Consider the following 25,522-nt stretch of genomic DNA (forward strand, 5'->3'; position numbering starts at 1 on the left):
CCTCACGGTCCCTCCGATTTGGCTGCACCACCTACGCGGCGGTAGGGTTGAACTATCGCCGCGGGGTGGAGCAGTTCGGTAGCTCGCTGGGCTCATAACCCAGAGGTCGCAGGTTCAAATCCTGCCCCCGCAACACGACAAGGGTCCCGGAAGCAGCCAGGCTTCCGGGACCTTTCCCTTTGGGGCCGGCTTCCCGCCCCGCCTTCTTGACAGGTCCTGCCGTGCGGATGACAGTGGCTGTACCTGCGGTGTCGCATACTGCAGTGTCCCAAATGCGGGGAGGCATCGACCATGACCGATGACAGTAGCCTGGCCCTGCAGACGGCGCTGGCCTACTACCACGCCTGGACCAGCCACGACTTCGACCGCGCCATGACGTACATCGCCGACGACATCGTTTGCCATGCGCCCGCGGGCCGGCTGGAGGGCGCTGAAGCGTTCCGTGGCTTCATGGAACCGTTCACGCGGATCCTGACGAGCTCCAGCCTGATCGCCGCGTTCGGCAACGACGACACCGCGTTGCTGATGTACGACGCCGATACCGTCCCGGTCAAGGGCGCCCCGGGCGCCGAATGCCACACCGTCAAGGACGGCCTCATCCACAAGATGACCATCATCTTCGACCGGGCCCCGTTCGACGCCGCCCGCGAGGCCGCAAAGCGCGCCCAGCCTGCTGACACGTAGGGTTCCCGCTACAAACCACCGCCGGCGCCCAGATCAACAGCGGTGAATCAAGGCTTAGGACTTGTATTCTGAGTGGCATTGGAGTGCCGATGTCCAGCTGGTCGCGGGTCCAATGCCATAGGCGTCGAGGGCGCGACTATATATCGACCGTAGGGAGACCGGGTGCACATCGCTTATGTTGATGATACGAAGCAGAAGGGCCTGCGAGTCGGGATGGGCGAACTCGTTGCGCTGGCCGCAGTCATCTTTCCGGAAGATCAAGTCAAACCGTTCGCCGATGCCTTCTATGCCTGCTATGACGAGTTCGAGGTCCCTCATGACGTCGAACTCAAGTGGTCCTATGCCCAGAATAAGAACTGGTTCAGGGAGACAAACAGCACTGATAAGCAAACCCCGCTGAGGGAGGCGGTACTTCAAGCAGCGTGTGAGCACGACGCGCAAGCGATAGTGGTTGCTTGGGACCTTGCTGGTGGGGTTGCCACTGCAGGCCGTGAAAGGCCCGAGGACGCCGTGATTACTTTCATGTTCGAGCGAATTTCGATGCAGCTTGAGAACGGTGGTCATCGCGGGTTGATCGTGTTCGACAAGCCAGGGGGTGATCACAAGACCGAAGCGGATTGGCTAACGGGTCGGCGCGACATGGTTACGCTCGGTACGAAGTACGTCAAGCCGAATGCTGTCGTCACTCAGGTCTTGACCGCGCCGTCACATCTACACCCTCATCTGCAGCTGGCAGACCTCGTTGCCGGGAGCTTCACGGGGGCTATTGCAGGCAACAAGTACGGCATGGAACTTGTGCCGCTCGTCAGACCGATGCTCTGTGCCAACAGTTGGGGCATCGTTCCGCAGACGGGAGTGAAGCTGTACCCCGACGACATGAACAATCTGCACTACTGGGTATATGGCGCAGACACCATCAAACGTGGATCGTCTCGAGTTGGCCTTCCGAAAACTGGTTGGCGCTACTACGAGGACGCCGGCATGCCCGTCTAGACAAAGGACTCAGTGATCGATGTACCAGTGGAAAACGGCCCGGTTGATGATGGCGGCGCCAACAGGCGAAGACATCGTGGCGTAAACCTGGATTGATTGTATCGTATAACGATACAATCAACTGGTGATCATCAGTTTCCGCCACAAGGGCCTGCGGACACTATACGAGTCGGGCTCGGCTCGCGGCGTGCGCGGTGACCATGTACGGAAGCTGGCGCGCATCCTGTCGGCGCTCGACGTCGCGGAGGGCCCGAAAGACGTCGATCTGCCGTCTTTCCGGCTCCACGCGCTGAAAGGTGACAGACAGGGCTACTGGTCGATCTGGGTGAACGGGAACTGGCGTGTAACGTTCCGTTTTGTCCAGACGGATGTGGAGTTGGTCGACTATGAGGACTATCACTGAGTAAGGAGATGAGGACGATGATGCGGCATCCGGTGCACCCGGGCGAGATTTTGCGCGCAGACGTGCTGGACGACCTGGGAATGAGCGTGACCGAGGCGGCACGTCGGCTCGGGGTTTCCCGTGTCGCCCTGTCGCGTGTGCTGAATGGGCGCGCGAGTGTCAGTGCGAGCCTCGCACTGCGGCTGGAGCGCGCCGGGATCAGTACCGCCGATTTCTGGCTGCATCTGCAGAGCGCGCACGACCTCGCCCACGCGCGTGACACAGAGAACTTCATAGTCGAGCCGCTGGGCGCCGCATAGACATCTTTGCGTGAACGCCGGACCAACGCCTACCCGCCGGAATCTTCAGTCGGAAGCATCAACGATGTCCTGGCCAGGGCATCAATGATCTGCTGAATGTAGACACTTCCCTGCAACCAATTGACGTTCCGGAAGCCGATCGGTGTCCGGAACCCCGGCGGATTGACACCGGCGGGCCCCGCTCGGCACGATGGCGGTATGCCAGCCAGCGACGGTATGCCAGTCAGTGCCGAGGCGCGCCCCGACGCCTTCATCTATGATGCGATCCGGACCCCGCGCGGCCGCGGCCGGCGCGGAGCCCTGCACGGCGTCAAACCGGTGCAGCTCGTCGTCGGGCTCGTCAACGAACTGCGCCGCCGCAACCCCGGACTCGACCCGGACCTCATCGACGACCTGGTGCTCGGCGTCGTCACCCCCGTGGGCGACCAGGGCGCGGACATCGCCCGCACCGCCGCGCTGGCGGCCGGGCTTCCGGACACCGTGGCCGGCATGCAGCTGAACAGGTTCTGCGCGTCCGGGCTCGAGGCCGTCAACGTGGCCGCGCAGAAGGTCCGCTCCGGCTGGGACCAGCTCATCATCGCCGGTGGGGTCGAATCCATGTCCCGGGTCCCGATCGGCTCGGACGGCGGCGCCTGGTTCATGGACCCGGCCACGAACGACGACACCGGCTACGTGCCGCAGGGCGTCAGCGCCGACCTCATCGCCACCGTCGAGGGCTTCAGCCGTGCCGACGTCGACGCCTACGCGCTCACGTCCCAGCAGCGGGCCGTCGCGGCCTGGACGGAGGGCCGGTTCGCCCGCTCCATCGTGCCCGTGCGGGATCAGAACGGCCTGCTCGTGCTGGACCGCGACGAGCACGTGCGTCCCGGAACCACCGCCGACGCGCTGGCCGGGCTGCCGCCGTCGTTCGCGGCGGTCGGCACCGACGGCGGGTTCGACGCCGTCGCGCTGGCGAAGTACCACTGGCTCGATCACATCGAGCACGTGCACACGGCCGGAAACTCGTCGGGCATTGTTGACGGTGCCGCGCTCGTGCTGGTCGGCTCGGCCCGGATGGGGGAGCGGCTGGGCCTGGCGCCGCGGGCGCGCATCGCCGCCACGGCCACCTCCGGTGCCGACCCCACCATCATGCTCACCGGCCCCACGCCCGCCACGCGCAAACTGCTGGCCACGGCCGGGCTCGCGGTGGACGACGTGGACCTGTTCGAGCTCAACGAGGCGTTCGCGTCCGTGGTGCTCAGGTACCAACGCGACCTGGGCATCCCGGACGACCGGTTGAACGTCAACGGCGGCGCCATCGCCATGGGGCATCCGCTGGGCGCCACCGGGGCCATGCTGGTGGGCACGGTCGTGGACGAGCTGGAACGCCGCAACGCCCGCCGGGCCGTCGTCACGCTGTGCATCGGCGGCGGCATGGGCGTGGCGACGCTGATCGAGAGGGTCGAGGGATGACGGTGCCGGGGCCCATCCGGTGGGACAGGGACGACGACGGCGTGGTCACCTTGACGTTCGACGACCCGTCCCGGCCGGCCAACAGCATGAATACGGCCTGGGGTGCGCCGCTGCGGGCCGCCGCCGACCGGCTCGTGGCCGAACGCGACGGCCTGCGCGGGGTGATCCTGGCCTCCGCCAAGGACACGTTCTTCGACGACGACGACCTGGAGCCGTTCCGCGCGGCGGGACCCGGCCAGGCGCAGGAGATCTTCAATCGCGCCCAGGACCTCAAGGCGCGGCTGCGCACGCTCGAGACGCTCGGCGTACCCGTGGTTGCCGCGGTGAACGGGACTGCGCTCGGCGGCGGGTTCGAGCTGGCCCTTGCCGCGCATCACCGGATCGTTGTGGACGCCGGGGGCGCCGTGCTCGGCCTGCCCGCCGCCGGTGTTGGCCTGCTGCCCGGGGCCGGGGGCCTGGTGCGGTGCGTGCGCATGTTCGGCGTGATCGCGGCGACGCAGACGTTGCTGTTCGGCGGGCCGCGGTTCACGCCCGGCCAGGCCCTGGACCTGGGCTTGGTCGACGAACTCGTCGAGGAGGCCGACACGCTACCGGACGCCGCCCGGGCGTGGATCGACGCCAACCCCCGCGCCCGCCAACCCTGGGACGCGCCCGGCCATGCCATCCCCGGGGGCACGCCGTCCGGCGGCGAGCTGGCCTCCCGGCTGCCCACGCTGCCGGCCATCCTCCGCCGGACGCATGGCGGCGCGCCGGACCCGGCGCCGCGCGCCATCCTGGCCGCCGCGGTGGAGGGCGCCCAGGTGGATTTCCAAACGGCGTGCGACATCGAATCGCGATACTTCACGGAACTGGCGACCGGGCAGGTGTCCACGAACATGATCACCTCGAGCCTGCAACGGCGGGCCGTCCGGGCGGCCGGGCCGGGGCCCTTCACGGCCCGGATCGCCGACGCCGTCCGGGACGAGGCACTGGCCATGCTGGCGGAAGGCGTCGCCCCGGCGTCCGTGGCGCAGGCCGCGGGCCAGGCCGGCTTCCAGGCCGGCTTCGTAGTCGGGTTGCCGGCCGGGTTGCCGCCGTCCCCGCCGGCACCGGTCGCGGCGCCGGCGCCCCCCGGGCACGCAAGGGGGCGCGTGCCAGTCGAGGACCTCACAGAGCGGCTCCTGTTCGCCGGGTCGCTGGCCGCCATCCGGGCGGTGGACGACGCCATGGTGCGCACGGTGCCGGAAGCGAACGTCGGCTCCCTGCAGGGTGCCGGCTTCCCGCCGTGGACCGGTGGCGTGCTGCAGTACGTGAACGGGTACGGGCCGGCACGGTTCGTGGCCCGCGCCCGCGAGCTGTCCCACCGCCACGGCCCGCGGTTCGAGCCGCCGGCGTCGCTCGCCGCACTGGCCGGGCGCGGGGAGGAATACCTGTGATACTGGCCGTTCTGCGCAGGATGCGAGGGCGTAAGTCGCGCCACTGCGCCGGTGGCGCAACTTACGGGGCCGTACAGTGCGCAGCATGGTTGGGAGGCCTACAGTGGCTCGGGCAGTTCCGGCGGGTCCACGAAGTCGCCCGCCTCGCGGCGGAACCGGGCGATCGTCTGCACCAGGTCGCGCAGCTGTGCCGGCGGGATGCCCAGGGCTGCGAACACGTCCCGGTTCAGCGTCGCGGTCGCCCGGCCCACCCTCGCGGCGCCGTCGTCCGTGAGCAGTACAAGCGTGGCCCGTCGGTCCGTGGGGTGCGCGGTGCGCCGCACCAGTCCGTCCTGCTCCAGCCGGTCGACGACGTTCGTCACGCTCGTGGGATGCACCTGCAACCGGGCGCTGGCGCTCGCCATGGGCAGCGCGCGGTCGTGGCTGAAATTCAGCAGCTGGAGCAGTTCGTAGCGTGCGAAGGACAACCCGAAGGGCTTCAGCGCCGTCTCGACGCGGGCCAGCACGATCTGCTGCGCCCGGATGAGCGAGGTCACGGCCGTCATGCCGTCGGCGGCGTCCGCCCAGCCGTGCGCCAGCCATTGCCGCCGGGCCTCGGCGATCGGATCCATCGGCAACGGGGCACGGGCCACGGGGTCCTCCTCACCAGCAACAACCTGACACCGCCAATTTAGTTGGACTACCTAGTAATTGCCAGTAGATCCTAGTAATCTCGGGCACAACGAACCACGCACCGTGTCAAACGGCGCAGGCACGGAAGGCAGGATGATCCAGGCTGTGAACTTTCATGGCGTCGCGGTGACGAACGCGGCGGCGGATTTTGGCATAGTGGGGGAGGGCGCCATGCCCCGCCCGCACAGCACCCCGGCCACCCGGTCCGGCCGCGCCCGAGAGGTTTTATCGCGATCATGTCCGCCACAGTGAAGAAAACGCCCGGCACGAACGGTGCGCGGGGCAAATGGACCAAGCTGGCCTGGATCATCCCGGCCGTCGTCGTCGGGCTGTTCATCCTGGTCCTGCTGGCGCGCTGGTTCACCGGGTCGGCCGCCGGAGAGTCGTTCCTGCGCGACTACCCGGGACGCTCGGCCCTGCCGGCCGATGCCCCGGTGGGCATCCCCGGCTGGCTGGCCTGGCAGCACTTCCTGAACGTGTTCTTCATCGTCCTCATCATCCGCACGGGCTGGCAGGTGCGCACCGTGACCCGGCCGGCCGCGCACTGGACGCGCAACAACAAGGGGCTCATCAAGACCCGCAACGCGCCGGCGAAGATCAGCCTGGACCTGTGGTTCCACCTGACGCTCGATGCGCTGTGGGTGCTCAACGGCCTCGTCTTCATCATTGCGCTGTTCGCCACCGGCCAGTGGATGCGCATCGTGCCCACGCGCTGGGACGTGGTCCCGAACGCGATCTCCGCCGGCGTGCAGTACCTGTCGCTGGCCTGGCCCACCGAGGACGGCTGGGTCAACTACAACGCCCTGCAACTGCTGACCTACTTCGTCACCGTGTTCATCGCCGCCCCGTTGGCCATCATCACCGGCCTGCGCACGTCCGGCGCCTGGCCGAAGAAGGCCGCCAGGCTCAACCGGGTCTACCCGATCGAGCTCGCGCGGGCCGTGCACCTGCCCACCATGGTGTACTTCGTGCTGTTCATCGTCGTGCACGTGACGCTGGTGCTCGCCACCGGCGCGCTGCGCAACCTCAACCACATGTACGGCGGCTCCGACGTGGTCAACTGGTGGGGCTTCGGCATCTTCGCCTCCTCGCTCGTCGTGATCGTGGCGGCCTGGTTCTTGGCTAGGCCGCTGTTCCTGCGTCCCATCGCCGCACTCATGGGGACCGTCAGCCGGTAGCCCGGAAAGCGGTAAACCGCACAACAGTGTCCGCAAGCCAAAGGAGTGGCCATGTACGATCTCACCGACGAGCAGCAGGCGGTCCTGGAAACCGTGCGCGACTTCGCGGCCACGGCCATCGCGCCGCACGCCGCCGAATGGGACGCGGCCGGGCACTTCCCCGTGGACGAGTTGCGCCAGGCCGCGGAACTGGGCATGGGCGGCATCTATGTCAGTGAGGATTTCGGCGGGTCCGGTCTGAGCCGCCGGGATGCGGCGCTGATTTTCGAGGAACTGGCCAAGGCGGACCCGACGACGGCCGCGTACCTGTCCATCCACAACATGGTCGTCTGGATGGTCGACGCGTTTGGCAACGAGGAGCAACGCGCCGCCTGGGTGCCCGAGCTCGCTTCCATGGCCAAGCTGGGCAGCTATTGCCTGAGCGAGCCCGGGGTCGGCTCGGACGCGGGGGCCCTGGTCACGAAGGCCGTCCGCGATGGCGACGACTACGTCCTCAACGGCACCAAGCAGTTCATCTCCGGGGCCGGGGTGGCCGGCTATTACATCGTGATGGCCCGCACGGCGGACACCGGCAGCCACGGCATCACGGCCATCATGGTGCCCGACGGTGTCCCGGGCCTGTCGTTCGGCCCGGAGGAGAAGAAGATGGGCTGGCACGCCCAACCGACCCGCCAGGTCATCCTCCGCGACGTCCGCGTGCCCGTCACGAACCGGCTCGGGGCCGAGGGCGACGGGTTCGGCATCGCCATGCAGGGGCTCAATGGCGGGCGCATCAACATCGGCGCCTGCTCCCTCGGCGGCGGCCAGGCGGCACTGGAGAAGTCCATCGCCTACCTGAAGGACCGGGTGGCGTTCGGCCAGCCGCTGGTCAACCAGCAGGCACTGCTGTTCGACCTGGCCAACATGGACACGTCCCTGGAGGCCGCCCGCACGCTGCTGTGGCGTGCCGCGGACGCGCTGGACCGCAACGCCCCCGGCAAGGTGCGCCTGTGCGCCATGGCCAAGCTCGTCGCCACGGACGCCGGCTTCGCGGTGGCCAACACGGCCCTGCAGTTGCATGGCGGCTACGGGTATCTGACCGAGTACGGTTTGGAGAAGATCGTGCGTGACCTGCGCGTCCACCAGATCCTGGAGGGCAGCAACGAGATCATGCGCCTGATCGTGGGCCGGCTGGCCGTTGCCGATTGACCGGAGCAGACTGGAAGGATCGACTGCATGGCGAACAACAGCAGGACTGGCAACGAGGATGTCCTGGTCACCCGCACCGGCGGGCTGGGCCACCTCGTCCTGAACCGGCCGCGGACCATGAACGCGCTGACGCACGGGATGATCGCGGCGGTCGCGGCCACCCTGGATGACTGGGAGAACGACGACGGCGTGACCACCGTCGCGATCTCGGGCGCCGGTGAGCGGGGCTTGTGTGCCGGGGGCGACATTGTCGAGATCTACCATGACGCGCGCACCGGGGGCTCCGCCAGCACGGCGTTCTGGCGCGACGAGTACCTGCTCAACGCCCGGATCGCGCGGTACCCGAAGCCGGTCGTGACACTCATGGACGGGGTGGTGCTCGGGGGCGGCGTCGGCATCTCCGCGCACGCCTCGGTGCGCGTCGTCACCGAACGGTCCCGGGTCGGCATGCCGGAGACGGGCATCGGCTTCGTCCCCGACGTGGGCGGGACGTTCCTGCTCTCCCGCGCCCCCGGCGAACTTGGCACGCACGCCGCCTTGACCGCCGCCATGGTGACCGGCGCCGACGCGATCGCCATGGGGCTGGCCGACCACTACGTGGACTCCGCCCAACTGCCGGCGCTGGTCGGCGAGCTGGCCGAGCGGCCGGCCGCCGCCGTCGTCGGCCGCTACGGGCAAACCGCCCCGCCCTCGCCGCTGGCCGGGCAGCGCGACTGGATCGACGCGGCCTACGCCGGCGACGACGCCACCGCCATCCTGGCCCGGCTGCGCGCGGTCGGCACGCCGGAAGCGGACGCGGCCGCGCGGGCGATCGCCGGCAAGTCGCCCACCGCGGTGACCGTCACACTGGCCGCGCTGCGCCGTGCCGCCGTGCTTGGCAGTCTCGAGGACGTGCTCAACCAGGAGTACCGCGTTTCCGTGCGGGCGCTGCGCTGGCCCGACTTCGCCGAGGGCATCCGCGCACAACTCGTCGACAAGGACCGCGCCCCGGTGTGGGCGCCGGCGGCGCTCGCCGACGTGCCGGCGGCACGTGTCACGGAATCGTTCGCGCCGCTCGGGGACGGAGAACTGGGCCTGCAGGGATGACAACGACCCCGCCTGGCGGGGTCGAGGCAACGAAAGGCAGCACAATGGTCAGGAAGATCGCATTCATCGGACTGGGGCACATGGGCGCCCCCATGGCCGCCAACCTGGTCGCGGCCGGTTACCCGGTAACCGGGTTCGACGTCGTGCCGGCCGCGCTGGACGCGGCCCGCGCCAACGGGCTGGGCATCGCCGCATCGGGCGCCGAGGCGGCCGCCGACGCCGACGTCGTCATCACCATGCTGCCCGCCGGCGACCACGTGCTGACCGCGTTCGGCGGCGGTGCACACGGCGATGGCGGACTGCTGGCCGCGGCCCGGCCGGGCACACTGTTCCTGGAGTGCTCCACGATCTCCGTCGACGACGCGCGGGCGGCACACGAGCTCGTGGTCGCCGCCGGGCACCGCGGCCTGGACGCACCCGTGTCCGGCGGGGTGGTGGGTGCCGAGGCCGGGACCCTGACGTTCATGGTGGGCGGCAGCGCCGAGGACTTCGCCGATGCGGCCGGCATCTTCGAGGTCATGGGCAAGAGGATCGTGCACTGCGGCGGGCCCGGCGCCGGGCAGGCCGCCAAGGTGTGCAACAACATGATCCTCGGCGTGTCCATGATCGCCGTCAGCGAGGCGTTCGTGCTCGGCGAGGCGCTGGGCCTGACCCACCAGGCGTTGTTCGACGTGGCCGCCAACGCGTCCGGGCAATGCTGGTCGCTGACCACGAACTGCCCCGTCCCCGGGCCGGTGCCCGCCAGCCCGGCCAACCACGACTACCGGCCCGGCTTCGCCGCCGCACTCATGGCCAAGGACCTGGGCCTGGCCGCCGCGGCGCTCGACGCCACGGGAGTGCACGCCGAGCTGGGACGGCGCGCGGGCGAGATCTTCCGTGACTTCGCCGACCACGGCGGAGCCGGCAACGACTTTTCCGCCATCATCAACAGCATCCGCGCCGCGGCCCGGAACACGTCACCACAGAACAGGACACCCGAGTGAGCGACTTCGACACCATCCTGGCCGAACGGAATGGACGCGTGGGCGTCATCACCCTGAACCGGCCGCAGGCCCTGAACGCGCTGAACGACCGGCTTGGGCACGAGATTGTTGCCGCCGCCCGGGAATTCGACGCCGACCCGGGCATTGGCGCCATTGTCATCACCGGGTCGAAGAAGGCTTTTGCGGCCGGCGCCGATATCAAGGAGATGGCGGAAAAGTCCCTCGCGGACATGTACCTGTCCAATTGGTTTTCCGCATGGGATGAACTGGCCCGCGTGCGCACGCCGATGATCGCCGCCGTGGCCGGCCACGCCTTGGGCGGGGGCTGCGAGCTGGCCATGATCGCCGACTTCATCATCGCCGCGGACAATGCGTCGTTCGGCCAGCCGGAGATCAAGCTCGGCGTGATCCCCGGCATGGGCGGCTCCCAGCGGCTGACACGCGCCATCGGCAAGGCCAAGGCCATGGAGATGGTGCTCACCGGCCGGACCATGGGCGCCGAGGAGGCCGAACGGGCCGGGCTGGTGGCCCGGGTGGTCCCCGTCGACGACCTGCTCGATACCGCCTTGGCCACGGCCGCGACCATCGCGTCCATGTCCAAGCCCGTGGCCATGATCGCCAAGGAAGCCGTCAACGCGGCGTTTGAGACCCCGCTGGCCGCCGGCGTGCAGCTCGAACGCCGCTACATTTATGCCTGTTTCGCGACCGACGACCAAAAGGAGGGAATGGCGGCCTTCGTCGAAAAGCGAAAGCCCGAGTTCAGGCACCGGTAAGCGGTGCACGCGGAAGGTGGCGCAGAGCCGGGGAATGTCGAAACGAAATACTTGAAGGAATACCCGCGGCAACTGGTAGGCTGGCCGCGTAAACTGGGGGATAAACCATTTCCCCGCAGTGGCACTTAACGCATGAGGGGATGATTTACGTGAACTTTCTTGAAACACTTTGGTCCATCATTGTCTTCTTCCTGTTCCTGTCCTACCTGATCCTGCTGTTCCAGATTGTGGCGGACATTTTCCGCGACTCCACGCTGATGGGCTGGGCCAAGGCCATCTGGCTCCTGTTCCTGATCGTGATCCCGGTCCTCACGGCACTGGTCTACCTGATCGTCCGCGGCGCCAGCATGGCCGCCCGCAGCGCCCGCGTTGCCGCCAACGCCGAGCAGCAGGCCGAGCAGTACGTCCGCCGGCTGGCCGCGAACCAGAGCCCGGCCGAGCAGATCGCCTCGGCCAGGGCGCTGCTGGACCAGGGCGCCATCACCGAGGCGGAATATGCCACGCTGAAGGCCAAGGCCATGGCCTGATCCCCAGCTCCTTCCCGCTGAAGCCGCGCGAGCGCGTCATCAGCGGGGCCCCTCGGAGCTGTGGGCCCACCACGAGAATGCGCCCGGTTTGGTTCCGGGCGCCCTCGCCTGTACAGTAGTTCGAGCGACGCGGGGTGGAGCAGTTCGGTAGCTCGCTGGGCTCATAACCCAGAGGTCACAGGTTCAAATCCTGTCCCCGCAACTCGAACAGGAAATCCCCCGGCCATTGGCCGGGGGATTTCCGTATTGCGTGGATGATCCTATGCGTCCAGCGCGCCCAGTTCCTCCAGTGACCGGCCCTTGGTCGACATGCCCATGGTCACGATGACGATCACGCCCAGGAACAGCACCACGCTGATCATGGCGAAGACGCCGCCGAACTTGATGGACGCGTACGTGGCGCCGATGATGGCCGGGGACAGCGCAGCCCCGATCCGGCTCGCGGCGTCGGACATCGCGGTGCCCGCGGCACGTGACTCGGTCGGGTAGATCTCCGCCGAGTAGGCGTACAGCGGGGCGTAGGCGCCGTTGAGGAAGAATCCGAGCAAAATGCTGGCGATCAACACCTGGCCGCTGGACGGGGCGACCGCCAGCCAGCCGGCACTGGCTACGCTGAGCACCATGAAGATGGCCAGCGACCACTTGCGGTCGAGCTTCTCCGCGAGGACTGCCGCCGGGTAGTAGCCGACGACTTGGGCGATCTCGACCAGCAAGCTGTAGCTGAAGCTTTCCGTGATCGACATGCCCCGCTGCATCAGCAGGGTGGGCAGGAAGGTGAGGAACCCGTAGTAGGCGAAGCTGAGGGTGATGGTGATGACCCACAGTACGAACGTGCGCCGGCGCAGGGCCCGTCCCCAGATCAGCACAAGCTGCGCGCCGAGCTTTTCCCTGAAGGGACGTGCGGCCGCCACCGTCTGGGACGCCTCGGGCACGGGCGGCAGGGGTGCCTTGGTGCGGGCGACGACGCGGCGTTCAAGTCCCTCGACGACCGCTTCGGCCTCGTCGACGCGGCCGTGCATGAGCAGGTACCGCGGCGATTCGGGCAGTGCCCGCCGCCACCAGAACGCGAGCAGGACGGGGAGCCCGACTAGGACCTGGACGAATCGCCAGGCGCCATCGAAGGTGGGGATGATCAACCCGAGGATGGCGGCCAGGACGAACCCGAGCCCGAAGAACCCGGCCAGTGAGCCCACGTAGTGGGATCGTTTGGCCGGCGGGGCGAATTCCGCGAGGTACGGGACGACGACGTTGACGCTGATGCCGATGCCGATGCCTGCCAGGAACCGCGTGGCCAGGAGGAACTGCCAGGAGGGCGCGAGGGCCCCGACCAGGATCGCGCCGCTGTAGACCACCAGCGACCAGATCAGCAGGTTGCGCCGGCCCATCCGATTGCCCAAGACGCCGAGGGCGAGGTCGCCGAGCAAAGCGCCGACCAGGGCGGCGCTGCCGAAGAGCCCCTGTTGGGTTCCGGTCATGGCGAACGCCGTGGCGACCACCGGGAGGATGAAGGAAACTATGCCGTTGTCGAGGCCATCCAGGGTGGTGCTGATGCCGCCTTGGAGAAGAATCCGCCCTTGGGCCCACGTCATCGGCAGGCGGTCGAGGCGCGCGTAAAGCTGTGCGGCCGTCGCATGCTGGTGCATGTGCGGCGTGACGTCGTTGTCAGAAATTTCTTCTAGCATCGTGTGCTCCAGGATTATGGTGAGCAGGAACCTGCCCGTGGGGTGCGGCAGGGTTTGGTTGTTGGTTGCGTGCGAAGCGGTGGCTTCGGGATCACGCGGTGTCGGGTCACGGCTTGAATACGCCTCGGTAGAGACGCATCCAGTTGCCGCCGAGAATGGCGTCGATGTCCTTTTCCTCGAATCGGCCATGGTCGCGAAGTGCCGACGTGATGGCCTCGAAGTGCGTGGGAGAGCGGAACCAGTCCTGTTCGGGCACGTTCGAGAGGGCGGCACCCGGCTGGGCGTCGCGGGTCCAGCGTCCCCGGCGCATCCAGTCGAGATCCCCATCGCCGGAATTCTGGCCCAGGTCGGTCCCGATGCCGACGTGGTCGATGCCGATGAGGTCGACGGTGCGGGCCACCATGTCCGCCCACGCCTGCGGGCTTGTGGCGTAGTCGCCGGCGATGTTGTTGTAGGTGGCCAGCCCCAGGACCCCGCCGGCGTCGGCCAGTGCCTTCAGTACGTCGTCCGGCTTGTTGCGCGGATGCTCGACCAGGCTGGCCGGGTTCGCATGGGTGATGGCGACGGGCGATTCGGAGGCGTGGATGGCCTCGAGGCTGGTGCGGTTGCCGACGTGTGACAGGTCGACCAGCATGCCGACGCGGTTCATTTCATGCACCACCTCCCGCCCGAAACGGGTCAACCCGCTGTCCTCCGGCTCGTAGCAGGATCCCCCTACGGCGTTCTGGTTGTTGTACGTCAACTGCATGACGCGCAGGCCCATTCGGTGGAACAGCTCGACGAACCGGAGTCGGTCGTTGAGTGGTGTTGAATTCTGCACACCCAGGATGACGGCCGTCCGACCGCCCGCCGCGGCGCTTTCGATGTCTTCCGCCGTGCGCGCGATGGTGATCAGGTCGGCGTTGTTCCGTGCCCGGTCATTCCATCGGCCGAGTTCGTCCATGGTCTCCAACGCGTCCTCCCAGAAAGCGGCGGTGATAGTGACGGCAGACACCTTGGCGTCGTGGAGTTCGCGGAAGATCTCCCTGTTGTAGTTGCTGCATTCAAGTCCGTCTATCAAGAGCATGATGGTCCTTTGGGTCGGGTGGCCGGTCAGTTGTTCGTGGGTTCCGCAAGCCTGGCGGTCCGGGACATGGCCTGGATCTGTGGGTAGTCGTCGTCTTCGCCGATCTCCCCGACGATCTGGCCGAATTCGTCCAGCACGGAGGAGCCGGCATGCTGGCGGGAGAGGATGGAATCCGGCGTGAGTGCGCCGTTGGAGATGTCGTATACGGCCCACCAGAGGTCCGCATCCACCCGGCTGCCGTCGGCCAGGAGCCGGGCGATGTGCCCGCCGGCCGCGTCCCTCGGCGTCGGCGGCCCGGCCGCCCGGTCGCCTGCGGAGAACAGCAGCAGGGCGCCGGGCGCCGTCGTTCCGTTCGTCCAGGCCCGTCCGGGCTGCTGGCCCACGGTGGTGGTGACGCCACGACCGGACCCGGCCAGGACGGACACGTCAAGCCCGTGCAGGTGCGCCCTGCCGGCCAGTGCGGCCAGCATGCCGGGGCCGGTGCAGTTGGAGACCTCGACGACGGCGCCGCCGTGCCCGGCCGCTTCGGCGACGCCGAGGTCCAGCACGGCGGGGGCGATGAGGAAGGCAGGCTGGCCCAGGCCGTCGATCGACAGGTGGCCGTTCAGGCGGCTGACGCGGATCGCCCCGTGGTGGGCCGGCAGCTGCGGCAGCGAGCGATGCAGCTCCGCCAGCGCGTCGTGCCCCAGGGCCTGGGCGTCGACGAGCAGGTCACGGACCGGGTTTACCGCCCCGGCGGCCACTCCGGCGGCATGGAGGGCCCTGCCGACGGTGAATTTCAGTTCCCGGAGGGAGACGTCGATGGTTGCGTTCACTGGGCGGTTCCTTTCGCTTTGCCGGCCGGCTTGGCCGGGTAGGCCCATTCCTGGGCGGATTCGAGTTCGTCACGCGTCGGGGCGCCCTGGAACAGCAGCCCGAGGACGTTGCGGTCCTGGGAGTCGACGGTCCGGTCCAGGCCGTGGAAGGCGGCGTTCATGAACCGGACGATGTGTACTGGCCGGAACGCCTCGTCGAGCATGTTCATGTGCGGTGAGTGGTAGAGGGTCCCGCCCAGTCCCTGCGCCCGCTCGGCGATGCCGCGCAGTTCGGGCCTGGTCGCCAGGAAACGGGCCATCGTTTCGCCGGCCGGCGCCCCGGCGAGGGCTCGGTCGAGCCGCTGCAGGTCGCCGGGCAGGTCCAGGGCCCAGTTCCGGCCGTCGGGAACCTCGTCGGCGGGGCCGCGCCGGGGTTCCTCGGCGTCCCGCGACTTATACCAGACATAGGCGCGGGCACCCGGGGCGTCCATGTCGATACGCAGCGCCCAGGCGTATTCGGTGGAGAGCAACGTGCGCATTTGGGCCACCGTGGCGCCCGGGGCGCCCTGCAGGATCTCGTGGACCGCGGCATCGGCGGTCAGCTCGTCCACCTGGTCCGGGATGAGCTCAAGCAGGGCGGCCGCCACCACCTCCCACGCCTCGGCGCTGACCACGCCATCGAGCCGGCTGAGCAGGTCCCCCGCCACCGCGGTCGGTACATCGGTGCGCAGCCTGGCGAGGTCGTCCAACGCACACTGCAGGTCGCTGGTGATGCAGCCCGGATCCTCGAAGGCGAGGTAGGTGAAGGGGTCTTCCGCGTAGAAGCGCAGGGCCCGGGCCAGCACGCCGGCCAGATGGTCGCCATATCCCCGGCCGTCGTCGAGCGGCAACCCGGCCGCTCGGACCATCGCGCGCTGGCGCAGTGACAGCCAGCGGTCAATGAGCACGGGGTGCGTATTGGTGAAGAACACCAGGCCGAGCGCCGAGCCGTTGCCCAGGCCCAGGCACCGGCGCAGTTCGGGGGCCAGCCGTGGGGCCCCCGGGTTGCGCAGGCGGGCCATGTGCTCGACCAGGTCGACGGAGAATTCGCGCATCAGGTAGGCGGCCAGCATTTGCGCGTGGTAGGGGACCCGCAGCGGATGGTCGGCCTCGAGGGCCAGGAAGGACCGGGTGCCGAACGTGCCGTTGCCGTCCAGCCCGGTATTGCGCATCAGGTAGCCGACTCCCCACAGCTCGTCCAGGTCGGGCTGGACGCCATCCGCCAGCCGGTCGACCACGTGGTCGAAGAGGCGCAGGCTCCGGTTCGACCGGCACCAGACCAGCGTGCCGGGCGTGGCCCGGCCGGCGTACAGCTTGGGCAGCTCGACTGCCGTCGTCTCGACGTCCGCGTCGCTGATCTCGCCCTCAACGAGGGAACCGGCCATGTCCCAGTTCTGGCCGATGATGCGGCCGGTGCGGCCCTCCAGTACGGGTTCGAACGAATAGGCGACAAAGCTGAAGGTCCAGGCTCCCGCGCAGATTCGGTAGATGGCCCGCCCGCGGGCCGATGCGTCGATGTCCAGCGACGCGAGTTCGACCGACCACTTCTCCGTGATCATCTTGTTCACCAGCGATCGGCTCGCCGACATCCGGCTCGGTGCCAGCGCGCCCAGCCGTTCGGGACGCATCAGGCGGTCGGGGTCCAGCAGCAGGTCGGCGGCGCTGCGGCCGCCGTGGGTCTCGGTGCCCGGCGTGGCGTTCGAGGCCAGCAGGTCTTCCAGGGTTTCAGCCCAGCGCATGGCGGACTCCTAACGTGTTGTTGACTGACAAAAGTTCGTTCATGGCGGCGGCGGTATCCCGTAGGCTTTGCAGCGCCGCTCCGACGTCGACTCGTTCCCTGGGGCCGCTGATGCTCACGGCGCGTACGACGCCGCCTGGCCCGTCATCGACCGGGACGGCGATGCCGAGGATGTTGTCGCCAGGCTGGTCCAGCGAACTGGCGTGGCCGTCGCGGCGCACCAGGGCCAGCTCCTCGTCCGACGGCACGCGGACGCCGCGATCACGCAGTGCGGCCACCGTCTCCGACGGGGAGAACGCCATGAGCACGCGGCCGGTCGCGCTGTCCCACAGGGCGAGCTTGGCGCCGAGGGACAGGGTGACGCGCAGGGCGCGGCCGGGCTCGGCTCGCTGGACGATGCGGGCGCTGTCGCCGTCCAACACCGCCACGGAGGCGGCCTCACCCGTCGACCGGGCCAGCTCCTCGAGGAGCTCCTCGATCCGTTCGGACATGCCGCTGTGGTGCAGCGCCGCCTGGCCGACCAGGGCGGGGCGAAGGGTCAGGGCATAGGCGCCGTCGCCGCGTTGGGCCATCCAGCCGGCCGTGACCAGGGTGACCAGTTGCCGGTGCACCTCCGCCCGGGGCCGGCCCATCTTGCGTGCCAACGTCGAGATGGTGACGGCGTCCGCGCTCGTGCCGATTTCATCCAGCAGTGCCAGAAGCTTCAGTCCGGAACCCATTGCCGGGGTCGCGGCCGGATTACCCCTTGCATTCATCGTTCGTGTCTCATATTCTGTGACAGTGTCTCGTATTTGGTGACACGACGTTAGGTGATGCCGATCACGCTGTCAAGGGGTTTCTTGGCGTTTGCTTGCCCCGCGCGCCCGTCCGGCCGCGCGGGAAGTGCCCCGGTCAGGCCGGATAGAGGGCCACCTCGGCGGCCTTGACCACCAGGACGACGTCGGTCCCCGGGGCCAAGGCCAGGTCAGCGGCCGCTGCGGGGGAGATGTCCGCGGCCAACGCCCCGGCGCGAACCCGGATCTGGTCGCCGTGCGGCTCCACGTCGGTGACGGTGCGCGCGAAGACGTTGCGCGGGCTGCCGTGCGGTGCGGCCAGGAACACCGACACGGCCGACGGCGGGAACGCGGCCGTCCCGGCGCCGGCCCGCTCGTCGGCGGCCGCCCCCGGCGCCCAGCGGCCGGCGACGTGCTCGCCGTCGTCCGTCAGCAGCCCGCCGGCCACCAGCGAGCCGGTCATGACATTCAGGCCGGCCAGGCCGGCGGCGAAGCGGCTGCGCGGGGTGGCCAACACGGCCGCCGGCGGGCCCTGCTCCACGATGCGCCCGTGCTCCATGACGATGATGCGGTCGGCCAGCGTGAGGGCGTCGAGCACGTCGTGCGTGACCAGGACGGCCTGGCGGCCGGCCAGCACCCGCTTGAGCAGCCGGCGCAGCAGCGGCGCGCTGTGGATGTCCAGGGCGGCCATCGGCTCGTCGAGCAGCAGCAGGGCCGGTTCGGTCGCCAGCGCGCGGGCCATGGCCACCCTCTGGGCCTGCCCGCCGGAGAGTTCGGCCGGGCGGCGGTCGGCCAGGTCGGCCGCGTCCACCGCCTGCAGCCAGCGCCGGCCATCACGGCGGGCGGCGGCGCGTCCCGCCCCGGTGCTGCTGGGGCCGAACGCGACGTTCTCCAGCACGCTCAGGTGCGGGAACAACAGCGGGTCCTGGGCCAGCAGGCCGGTGCCCCGTGCGTGCGGCGGCAGCCAGTGGCCGCGCTCGGCGTCGTACAGCACCCGGCCGTCCAGTTCGGCCCGGCCGGCCTCCGGGCGCAGCAGCCCCGCCAGCAGGGACACGACGCTGGACTTGCCGGCGCCATTGGGACCCATGAGGGCCACCGTCTCGCCGTCCCCCACCGTGAGGGAGAAGTCAAGGTTGCGTTGCGCCAGCCGGGCCGACATGGCCAGGGTCATGGGGTGGCCGCTTCGCGCGGCGGCGGCCCGGCCGTGGCCGGCCGGCCCTTGGGACGGGTGTGGCGGCGGCGGGGGGCCCGGTAGGTGAGGGCGACGACGACGGCGGCCACGGCGATCAACAGCAGGGACAGTGCGATCGCCGCGTCGGGATCGATTTCGCGCTGCAGGTAGATTTCCAGCGGCAACGTCCGGGTGACCCCCTCCAGGCTGCCGGCGAAGGTCAGTGTGGCGCCGAACTCGCCGAGGCTGCGGGCGAAGGCCAGCACCGCCCCGGAGACCAGCCCGGGCAGGACCAGCGGCAGCGTGACCCGGCGCAGCACCACCGTCGGCCGGGCACCCAACGTGGCCGCCACCGCCTCGTACCGTTGCCCGGCCGTGCGCAGCGTGCCCTCCAGGCTCAAGACCAGGAACGGCAGGGCGACAAACGTCTGGGCCATGACCACCGCCGTCGTGGAGAACGCGATGCTGACGCCGGCCACGTCGAGGGCCCGGCCGATCAGCCCCTCGCGTCCGAAGGTGTACAGCAGCGCCAGTCCGCCGACGACGGGCGGCACCACGAGCGGCAGCAGCACCAGGGCGCGCAGCAGCCGCTGCCCCGGGAAGCTGCCGCGCGCCAGCACGATGGCCAGCGGCACGCCCAGCAGCAGGCACAGCACGGTGCTGGCCGCGGCCGTGCGCAGGCTCAGGAACAGCGCCGCACGGGACGAATCGGAGGTGACCAGCGCCACGAAGTCCGGCCAGTTGACCCGTGCGGCCATGCCGGCCAGCGGCAGCAGGATGAACAGCGCGCCGAGGACCGCCAACGCCACGATCCAGCGCGGGACGGCGCGGAATTCCCAGACGTCAGGGCGCGCCAAATCCCGCGTCCTTGAGGACTGCCTGCCCCTGGGCGCCCGTGACGAACGCGATGAACGCGGCGGCCAGGGGGCTTCGCTTGGAGGACGACACGCCGGCGATCGGGTAGGAGTTGACGGTCGCCCGCGGGATGTTGACGGGGACGCCCTTCACCTTGCCGCCGGCTCCGTGCACATCGGTGACGTACACCAGCCCGGCGTCCGCCTCGCCGGCGATGACCTTGCCCAGCACGCTCGTCACGTTGAGCTCCTCGCTGACGGGCTTGACCGTCACCCCGGCGGACGCCTCATCGGCCCTGGCGGCGGCACCGCAGGGGACCTGCGCGGCGCAGACGACGACCTTGACACCCGGCCTGGCCAGGTCCGCGAAGGAGGTGATGTTGGCGGGATTGGCCGGCGGGACGGCGATCTCCAGCCTGTTCGTGGCGAAGGTGACGGGTTTGCCGGCGATGAGGTTGGCGTTGACGACCTTGGTCATGTTCTTCGTGTCCGCGGAGGCGAACACGTCGGCGGGGGCGCCCGCGATGATCTGGGTGGCCAACGTGGAGGAGCCGTCAAAGCTCAGCGACACCTTGGCTCCCGGATGCGCGGCCTCGAAGTCCGTCGCCAACTGCGTGAACGTGCCGGTCAGCGACGCGGCCGCGAAGACCGTCAGCGTGCCGGACAACGTCGCCGAGGCCCCCGCAGTCGATGCCGGCGAGCCGCCGCTCCCGGCCGGGGACCCGGCGTCGTTGGTTCCGCAACCGGCCACCGTGCCGCCCAGCAGCAGGGCAATGGCCAGGGCGACGGGCCTGGCGAACGGCTTCATGGGGTTTTCCCTCCGGTGGGGGTCTCGATGATGACGGTGGTGGACTTCACGACGGCGGTGGCCACCGATCCCGGCTCCAGGCCGAGGTCGCGGACCGCCTCGGAACTCATGAGCGAGACGACGCGGAACGGCCCGCACTGCAGTTCCACCTGGGCCATGACCGTGTCCATGAGGACGTTCGTGACGAGGCCGACGAACCGGTTGCGGGCGGAACTGCCCACGTTCGTGGGGTCGTCCGGGAGCTGCGCCTGGGTCCGGGCCAGCGTGGCCAATTCCAGCCCGTCGATGACGATGCGGCCCTGGCCGTCCTTGCCGCCGTGCAACGTCCCGTTCTCGAGCCAGCGCCGGACGGTGTCGTCACTGACGCCCAGGAAACGGGCCGCCTCGGCGACGCGAATTTGTGTCATGCAACGAATCTACATCCTCGAATGCGGATTCATCCACTTGATTTCACCGTAAATGCGTCATTCAGGTTCCGTTGGAATCCCGGCGCGGCATTGATTCCCCAGTAATGGCGGGTGCGGGAGCCGATCACCCGCCGTTGGCGAGGAATCAACGCAGGGAGGCGGCCGCGAGCCGGTCCGAGAGGTCCATGAACGCCGGGTCGACCACCCGCGCCTCCGGATGGTCGATGTGCCAGGCCATGATGGCCCGGGCGCCGGCACTGAACGGGATGCGGGCACGGAAGTCCGGCACCAGGGCCTTGATCTTTCCGTTGTCAAAGACGACCGAGTGCGCCCTGTCGCCCAGCAGCCCGGGCCCCAGCGCCGGGGCGTTTGCGGCAATCGTCTCGCTGGCAACGTGCACGAGCCGCGGCTCCGGCACCCCGGCCGCGGCGCCCACGGCCCGGTAGATCGCATCCCACGGCAGCACCTCGTCGGAGGTGATCGTGAAGCTGTCGCCGATCGCCTCGGGCCGGCCCAGGAGGCCCGCGAACCCGACGGCGAAGTCGGCCGCGTGCGTCAGCGTCCACAACGATGTGCCGTCGCCATGCACCAGCACGGGCAGCCCGGCGCGCATGCGGTGCACATCCGTCCACCCGCCCAGCAGCGGCAGGCCGGTCCGGTCATAGGTGTGCGACGGGCGCACGATCGTCACCGGGAAACCGGTGTTCCGGTACGCTGCCGTGAACACGTCCTCGCAGGCGATCTTGTCGCGCGAATACTGCCAGAACGGGTTGCGCAGCGGCGTCGACTCCGTGACGGGCAGCCGTGCCGGCGGCTTCTGGTAGGCCGAGGCGGAACTGACGAACAGGTAGTGGCCCGTGCGCGCGGCAAAGAGCTCGACGGCGGCGCGCGCCGCCTCGGCCGTGAAGCACAGGAAGTCCGCCACCACGTCAAAAGTGCGCGAGCTAAGCGCCGCCCGGACGGCGGCCGGATCGGCGACGTCGGCGACGAGCCTGTCCACGCCGGGCCCGTCCACGCTGCCGGGGAGTGGCCGCCGTGTGTCCGTACCGCGGTTGAGCACCGTGACCCGGTGCCCCACCGCGACGGCCCGTGCCACCACGGCGGAGCTGATGACGCCCGTGCCGCCCAGCACCAGCACGCGCAGGGCGGGTGCGGCCCCGACTGACACCGGTTCCCGCCCGCGGCCGGCCCCGAACGTGTCCAGGCCGGCCGCGACGTCGTCGTTCAATCCGCTCATGCGACGCCGGCCCGGTGGGCCCACGCGCCCGAGGGCCCCGTTGAGACATCGCGCCAGCGGTGGATCAACGGGAGGGCCCGGGGCCTAGATCTTGTCGAAATCGGCCTCGTCGACCGTGTCGTCGGCTGCGTCGGCGCCGGCCGTCGGGGTGGGTTCGATCGCCGCCGGCGCCGGCGCGCTGCCCGCCTTGAGCGCGGCCAGCCGGGCGTCGATCTCGGTTTGCTCGCCCAGGTCCTCGAGGCTGTTGAACTGTGCGTCCAGGCTGGAGGCGGCAAGCTCGTTCAGGCCACGCACCTTCGCCTCCTCGCGGCGGATCTTGTCCTCGAAGCGGCTGACCTCGCTGGTCGGGTCCATGATGTCGATGCTCTTCAGCGCGTCATGCACCTGGGTCTGCGCCTCGGCGGTCTTGGCCCGGGCGATCAGTTCGTTGCGCTTGTTGGAGAGTTCGCCCAGCTTGGTCTGCATCTGGGTCAGGCCGACCTTCAGCTTTTCCACGACCTCGTTCTGCGCGGTGATATTCGGCTGGGCCGTCTTGGCCTCGTTCTCCGAGGACATCTGGCGCTGCAGGGCCACCTTGGCCAGGTTGTCGAACTTCTGGGCGTCGGTGGCGTTTCCGGCCGCACGGAACTCGTCGGCCTTCCGGCTGGCGGCCAGGGCCTTGGAACCCCACTGCTGGGCGGCCTTCACGTCCTCGTTGTAGTCGTCCTCCAGCATGCGCAGGTTGCCGATCGTCTGGGCGACGGCGGACTCGGCCTCGTTGATGTTGTCCTTGTAGTCGCGGACCATCTGGTCCAGCATCTTCTGCGGGTCCTCGGCCTGGTCGAGCAACGCGTTGATGTTGGCCTTGGCCAATTGTGCGATCCGGCCGAAAATGGACTGCTTCGTCATGGTGCTACCTTTCGTCCTGCCCTTGAATAACATCTCTGATCTGCTCTGCTTCGCTCGTGCCGTGTCCGTTGGATGCCGCGTCCCAACATTGCGCTGTCCCAAAATTGCGGCGTCCCTTACTACCGTATTACCTCCACTGCCCGGTGGACACCGCCCCGTGGACCGGTATCACCGCCCCGCGGACAGGTATCCGGGGCGGGAACCAGCCGGCCGGGCGCGGCCGGCTAGAAGTTGCCGCCGCCACCGCCAAAGCCCCCGCCGCCGCCACCGAAGCCCCCGCCCCCGCCGCCGCCACCGAAGCCGCCGCCACCGAAGCCGCCTCCGCCGCTGAACCCGCCGCCGATCATGCCGCCGAGGATGCCGCCGAGTATCGCCCCGCCCATGCCGCCGCCCATGCTGCCGCGGCCACCGTAACCGCCCCCGCCGCCGAACCCGTCGACGTCGTTCTGGGCGTAGGCCAGCGCCTGCTGGGCGAGCTGCAGCGCCTGCTGGGCGTACACGAGCGCGTTGGCCGGGTCGCTGTCCTTGATGGACACCGCGTAGTCCAGGTTGCGTTGCGCCTCGGACAACCGCGTGCGGGCCTGCGAGCCGACGCCGCCGCGGCGGGTCGAGATGAAGTCGTCGGCGGCCTGGATATGCGCCTGCGCCGACATGATGGCCTGGGTCAGCGCGGCCTGGGCCCGCAGGGCCTGTTCCTGCTGGTTGCGAATGCCGGTCAGCAGTTCGTCGAGCTGGCCGTGCGCGGCCTGGACGCCGGCCAGCAACGCGACGGGGTCGATCTTGCCCGACCCGGATTGCGCCCTGGCATCGGCCAGGACCGTTTCGGCGGAGGTCACGGTCGGTGTGAACCGTTGGAACTGCGGGTCCCTGACCATCGCCTTGGCCTTGTCCAGATCGGCCAGCGCGGCGGCCAGCGCCGGCCCCAGCGCCTGGCTCGACGCGCCGATCGACTGCTCCGTCTTGCCGATGGCCTCCAGCAGCACGGTGGCCTGCAGCAGGCTCTCCTCGGCGGCCTTGACGGCGACGGCGGCACCGGCCGTGTCCTGTGCGCCGAGCTTGTCGCCGGCCTCCTTCGCCGCGGTTTGCACGAACTCCAGCCGCTCGTTGGCCTGGGCGATGTTGTCCGCCACGGTGGCCAGCGCCGAATCCGCGTAGCGCTCCCGCAGCCCGGCCAGGGCCACCTCGGCGGCGTCGACCTGGCCCGTCACGGTCGCGGCGTCCGCCGAAACCTTCGCCAGCACCTGCGGCGCCGTGCGCTCCAGCTCGCGCAGCTCGTCGAACTTCGCCTTTTGCGCATCGAGCGCCGCGCCGGCTTCCTGGCAGTGCGCGATGATCTGGCCGTACCAGGAGCGTGTTTCCTCGATCGTGTCCGGGATTTCGTCGTCGAGCAGCTGCTGCAGCTTGAACGACTCGTTAAGATGCGTCCTGGCCGCCTGCAGCGCCGCCTGGAACGGTTTAACGGCCTCGTCCCCGTAGGAGGCCTGGGCGAAGCCGACCTCGTGGTCGCTGGCCTTGATGGCGTCATCGGCGGCGATCAGCATGCTGCCGGCCTTGGTGCGCAGCTCGGGGATCGGCACGCCGGCGTTCGGGTCGATCCCGGCGCCGTCCGCGCCGTACCCCAGCTCGCGCTGCCGCTCGGACCTCTGCTTGCGCTTGGAGCGCATCAGCAGGGCCGTACCGACGCCGCCAACGACGACGACGCCGCCGACCCCCAGCGCGACGAGCCCACCCGTGGCGTTGGGCACGGTGCCCTTGCCGCCGCCAGCCGCGTCGCCGAGCGCCGCCGCGGTGTCGATGGCTGCCTGCGCCCAGTTGTGCTGCTTCAGTTGCGGGAGCAGCGCCGACTTCTGGATCGTGTCGTTCTGGGCCGGCGTGATGACCGAGGTATCGGCGATGAGCGCGTATTTGCTGTCCTGGACGGCCACGGCCAGCACGGCGTCCTGGGGCCCGAGCTGCTTCTTGGTGGCGACGTCGGTCGCCCAGGTGACGGGCGTCACGCCGTCGAACGAGTTGACGTACACGACGAACAGGGTCATGCCGTGGTCATGGCCCAGCTTGTTGATGGCGTCCTGGACCTTGGCCTTGTCATTGCCCAGCACGGCCGCATTGTCCACGATGTACGTGCCGCCGGGGATCGTCACCGGTGGTTCGGCGTGGGCCGCGGCGGCCGGGAGCACCAGCAGTGCGGCCAGGCCGACGGCCGCCAATAGCCGTGAAAACAGCGGTCGTTGGAATACAGTGCTGCGGAACCGCATCAGTCACCCTCTGCTCGTGGTCGCCGGCAGCTCGTGGCGCCGGTCGTGATTTGATTCTAGGGGGGATATTTTGCGGCAGTCCACGCCGGCCGCTACGCCCGTGGAGAAATGCCCGCGGTGCGAAAATGGGCTTAAGAGTTCTTCACAGCCACCTTCC

General features: G+C 69.2%; 25 protein-coding genes and 2 tRNA genes. 14 read left to right on the forward strand and 13 right to left on the reverse strand.

The genetic code is table 11. The features are described 5' to 3' along the window. Nucleotides 1-59: 59 nt before the first annotated feature. From EJC77_RS01090 to EJC77_RS01120, 7 genes are all read left to right on the forward strand, one after another. Nucleotides 60-133, forward strand: a tRNA-Met gene (locus tag EJC77_RS01090). A 158-nt stretch (nt 134-291) separates the two neighbouring features. Next, the gene (locus EJC77_RS01095) at nt 292-684 is read left to right on the forward strand and encodes a nuclear transport factor 2 family protein (protein WP_125609722.1); all 393 of its coding nucleotides are present in this window, start codon (nt 292-294) and stop codon (nt 682-684) included. A gap of 162 nt (nt 685-846) precedes the next feature. After that, a complete protein-coding gene (locus EJC77_RS01100) occupies nt 847-1,677 on the forward strand; it encodes a DUF3800 domain-containing protein (RefSeq protein ID WP_125609723.1) in 831 nt (276 codons plus the stop codon). A 124-nt stretch (nt 1,678-1,801) separates the two neighbouring features. Then, nucleotides 1,802-2,080: a type II toxin-antitoxin system RelE/ParE family toxin gene (locus EJC77_RS01105; protein ID WP_125609724.1), complete on the forward strand. Its 279-nt coding sequence runs from the start codon at nt 1,802-1,804 to the stop codon at nt 2,078-2,080. An 8-nt stretch (nt 2,081-2,088) separates the two neighbouring features. Then, the gene (locus EJC77_RS01110) at nt 2,089-2,379 is read left to right on the forward strand and encodes a HigA family addiction module antitoxin (RefSeq protein WP_240629621.1); all 291 of its coding nucleotides are present in this window, start codon (nt 2,089-2,091) and stop codon (nt 2,377-2,379) included. Between the two features lie 198 nt (nt 2,380-2,577). Next, the gene (locus tag EJC77_RS01115) at nt 2,578-3,831 is read left to right on the forward strand and encodes an acetyl-CoA C-acetyltransferase (protein WP_240629623.1); all 1,254 of its coding nucleotides are present in this window, start codon (nt 2,578-2,580) and stop codon (nt 3,829-3,831) included. Next, entirely contained in the window at nt 3,828-5,246 is a 1,419-nt protein-coding gene (locus EJC77_RS01120; protein ID WP_125609725.1) for an enoyl-CoA hydratase/isomerase family protein, read from the forward strand. Before EJC77_RS01115 ends, EJC77_RS01120 begins: the two co-directional genes overlap by 4 nt. 98 nt (nt 5,247-5,344) lie before the next feature. Here the strand turns inward: EJC77_RS01120 and EJC77_RS01125 are convergent, their stop codons facing one another. Next, entirely contained in the window at nt 5,345-5,878 is a 534-nt protein-coding gene (locus EJC77_RS01125) for a MarR family winged helix-turn-helix transcriptional regulator (RefSeq protein ID WP_240629625.1), read from the reverse strand. Nucleotides 5,879-6,154: 276 nt separating this feature from the next. Here EJC77_RS01125 and EJC77_RS01130 point away from each other — a divergent pair, with 276 nt between their 5' ends. From EJC77_RS01130 to EJC77_RS01160, 7 genes are all read left to right on the forward strand, one after another. Beyond that, on the forward strand, nt 6,155-7,096 hold the full coding sequence (locus tag EJC77_RS01130; RefSeq protein WP_125609726.1) for a cytochrome b/b6 domain-containing protein: 942 nt from the start codon (nt 6,155-6,157) through the stop codon (nt 7,094-7,096). Nucleotides 7,097-7,147: 51 nt separating this feature from the next. Beyond that, on the forward strand, nt 7,148-8,284 hold the full coding sequence (locus EJC77_RS01135; protein ID WP_125609727.1) for an acyl-CoA dehydrogenase family protein: 1,137 nt from the start codon (nt 7,148-7,150) through the stop codon (nt 8,282-8,284). A 27-nt stretch (nt 8,285-8,311) separates the two neighbouring features. Beyond that, nucleotides 8,312-9,370: an enoyl-CoA hydratase/isomerase family protein gene (locus tag EJC77_RS01140; protein ID WP_125609728.1), complete on the forward strand. Its 1,059-nt coding sequence runs from the start codon at nt 8,312-8,314 to the stop codon at nt 9,368-9,370. 44 nt (nt 9,371-9,414) lie between these two features. Then, nucleotides 9,415-10,353: a 3-hydroxyisobutyrate dehydrogenase gene (gene mmsB, locus EJC77_RS01145; protein ID WP_125609729.1), complete on the forward strand. Its 939-nt coding sequence runs from the start codon at nt 9,415-9,417 to the stop codon at nt 10,351-10,353. Then, nucleotides 10,350-11,126 carry an enoyl-CoA hydratase gene (locus EJC77_RS01150; RefSeq protein WP_125609730.1) on the forward strand — a complete coding sequence of 259 codons (777 nt, stop codon included), beginning with the start codon at nt 10,350-10,352 and terminating at the stop codon, nt 11,124-11,126. Before mmsB ends, EJC77_RS01150 begins: the two co-directional genes overlap by 4 nt. A 140-nt stretch (nt 11,127-11,266) precedes the next feature. Further along, nucleotides 11,267-11,653: an SHOCT domain-containing protein gene (locus EJC77_RS01155; RefSeq protein WP_125609731.1), complete on the forward strand. Its 387-nt coding sequence runs from the start codon at nt 11,267-11,269 to the stop codon at nt 11,651-11,653. 128 nt (nt 11,654-11,781) lie between these two features. Continuing rightward, nucleotides 11,782-11,855 (forward strand) — tRNA-Met (locus tag EJC77_RS01160). A gap of 58 nt (nt 11,856-11,913) precedes the next feature. On the opposite strand, the gene EJC77_RS01165 is transcribed toward EJC77_RS01160, so the two are convergent. The 12 genes from EJC77_RS01165 to EJC77_RS01220 form a co-directional block, all read right to left on the reverse strand. Continuing rightward, nucleotides 11,914-13,335, reverse strand: coding sequence for an MFS transporter (locus tag EJC77_RS01165; protein WP_164520268.1), 1,422 nt, complete (start codon nt 13,333-13,335; stop codon nt 11,914-11,916). A gap of 106 nt (nt 13,336-13,441) precedes the next feature. Further along, complete coding sequence (locus tag EJC77_RS01170; protein WP_125609733.1) at nt 13,442-14,401, reverse strand: dipeptidase; 960 nt, start codon at nt 14,399-14,401, stop codon at nt 13,442-13,444. Between the two features lie 26 nt (nt 14,402-14,427). Next, entirely contained in the window at nt 14,428-15,216 is a 789-nt protein-coding gene (locus EJC77_RS01175; protein WP_125609734.1) for a hypothetical protein, read from the reverse strand. After that, nucleotides 15,213-16,973, reverse strand: coding sequence for a hypothetical protein (locus tag EJC77_RS01180; protein WP_125609735.1), 1,761 nt, complete (start codon nt 16,971-16,973; stop codon nt 15,213-15,215). The genes EJC77_RS01175 and EJC77_RS01180 overlap by 4 nt, the downstream gene beginning before the upstream one ends. Further along, on the reverse strand, nt 16,960-17,691 hold the full coding sequence (locus EJC77_RS01185; protein WP_205786749.1) for an IclR family transcriptional regulator: 732 nt from the start codon (nt 17,689-17,691) through the stop codon (nt 16,960-16,962). Before EJC77_RS01185 ends, EJC77_RS01180 begins: the two co-directional genes overlap by 14 nt. 172 nt (nt 17,692-17,863) lie before the next feature. Further along, nucleotides 17,864-18,916, reverse strand: a complete 1,053-nt coding sequence (locus EJC77_RS01190; protein WP_125609737.1) for a sulfate/molybdate ABC transporter ATP-binding protein — start codon at nt 18,914-18,916, stop codon at nt 17,864-17,866. After that, nucleotides 18,913-19,773 (reverse strand): ABC transporter permease, encoded by an 861-nt coding sequence (locus EJC77_RS01195; protein WP_240629627.1) that lies wholly within the window; start codon nt 19,771-19,773, stop codon nt 18,913-18,915. The genes EJC77_RS01190 and EJC77_RS01195 overlap by 4 nt, the downstream gene beginning before the upstream one ends. Continuing rightward, complete coding sequence (gene modA, locus EJC77_RS01200; RefSeq protein WP_125609738.1) at nt 19,760-20,578, reverse strand: molybdate ABC transporter substrate-binding protein; 819 nt, start codon at nt 20,576-20,578, stop codon at nt 19,760-19,762. The genes EJC77_RS01195 and modA overlap by 14 nt, the downstream gene beginning before the upstream one ends. Further along, the gene (locus EJC77_RS01205; RefSeq protein WP_125609739.1) at nt 20,575-20,985 is read right to left on the reverse strand and encodes a TOBE domain-containing protein; all 411 of its coding nucleotides are present in this window, start codon (nt 20,983-20,985) and stop codon (nt 20,575-20,577) included. Before EJC77_RS01205 ends, modA begins: the two co-directional genes overlap by 4 nt. A 145-nt stretch (nt 20,986-21,130) precedes the next feature. Beyond that, the gene (locus EJC77_RS01210) at nt 21,131-22,222 is read right to left on the reverse strand and encodes an NAD-dependent epimerase/dehydratase family protein (RefSeq protein ID WP_125609740.1); all 1,092 of its coding nucleotides are present in this window, start codon (nt 22,220-22,222) and stop codon (nt 21,131-21,133) included. An 84-nt stretch (nt 22,223-22,306) separates the two neighbouring features. Further along, nucleotides 22,307-23,110 carry a PspA/IM30 family protein gene (locus tag EJC77_RS01215; RefSeq protein WP_125609741.1) on the reverse strand — a complete coding sequence of 268 codons (804 nt, stop codon included), beginning with the start codon at nt 23,108-23,110 and terminating at the stop codon, nt 22,307-22,309. A 224-nt stretch (nt 23,111-23,334) separates the two neighbouring features. After that, on the reverse strand, nt 23,335-25,317 hold the full coding sequence (locus tag EJC77_RS01220) for a TPM domain-containing protein (RefSeq protein WP_338069446.1): 1,983 nt from the start codon (nt 25,315-25,317) through the stop codon (nt 23,335-23,337). Nucleotides 25,318-25,522: the final 205 nt, after the last annotated feature.

The sequence above is a fragment of the Specibacter cremeus genome (assembly GCF_003946885.1).
Lineage (GTDB): Bacteria > Actinomycetota > Actinomycetes > Actinomycetales > Micrococcaceae > Specibacter > Specibacter cremeus.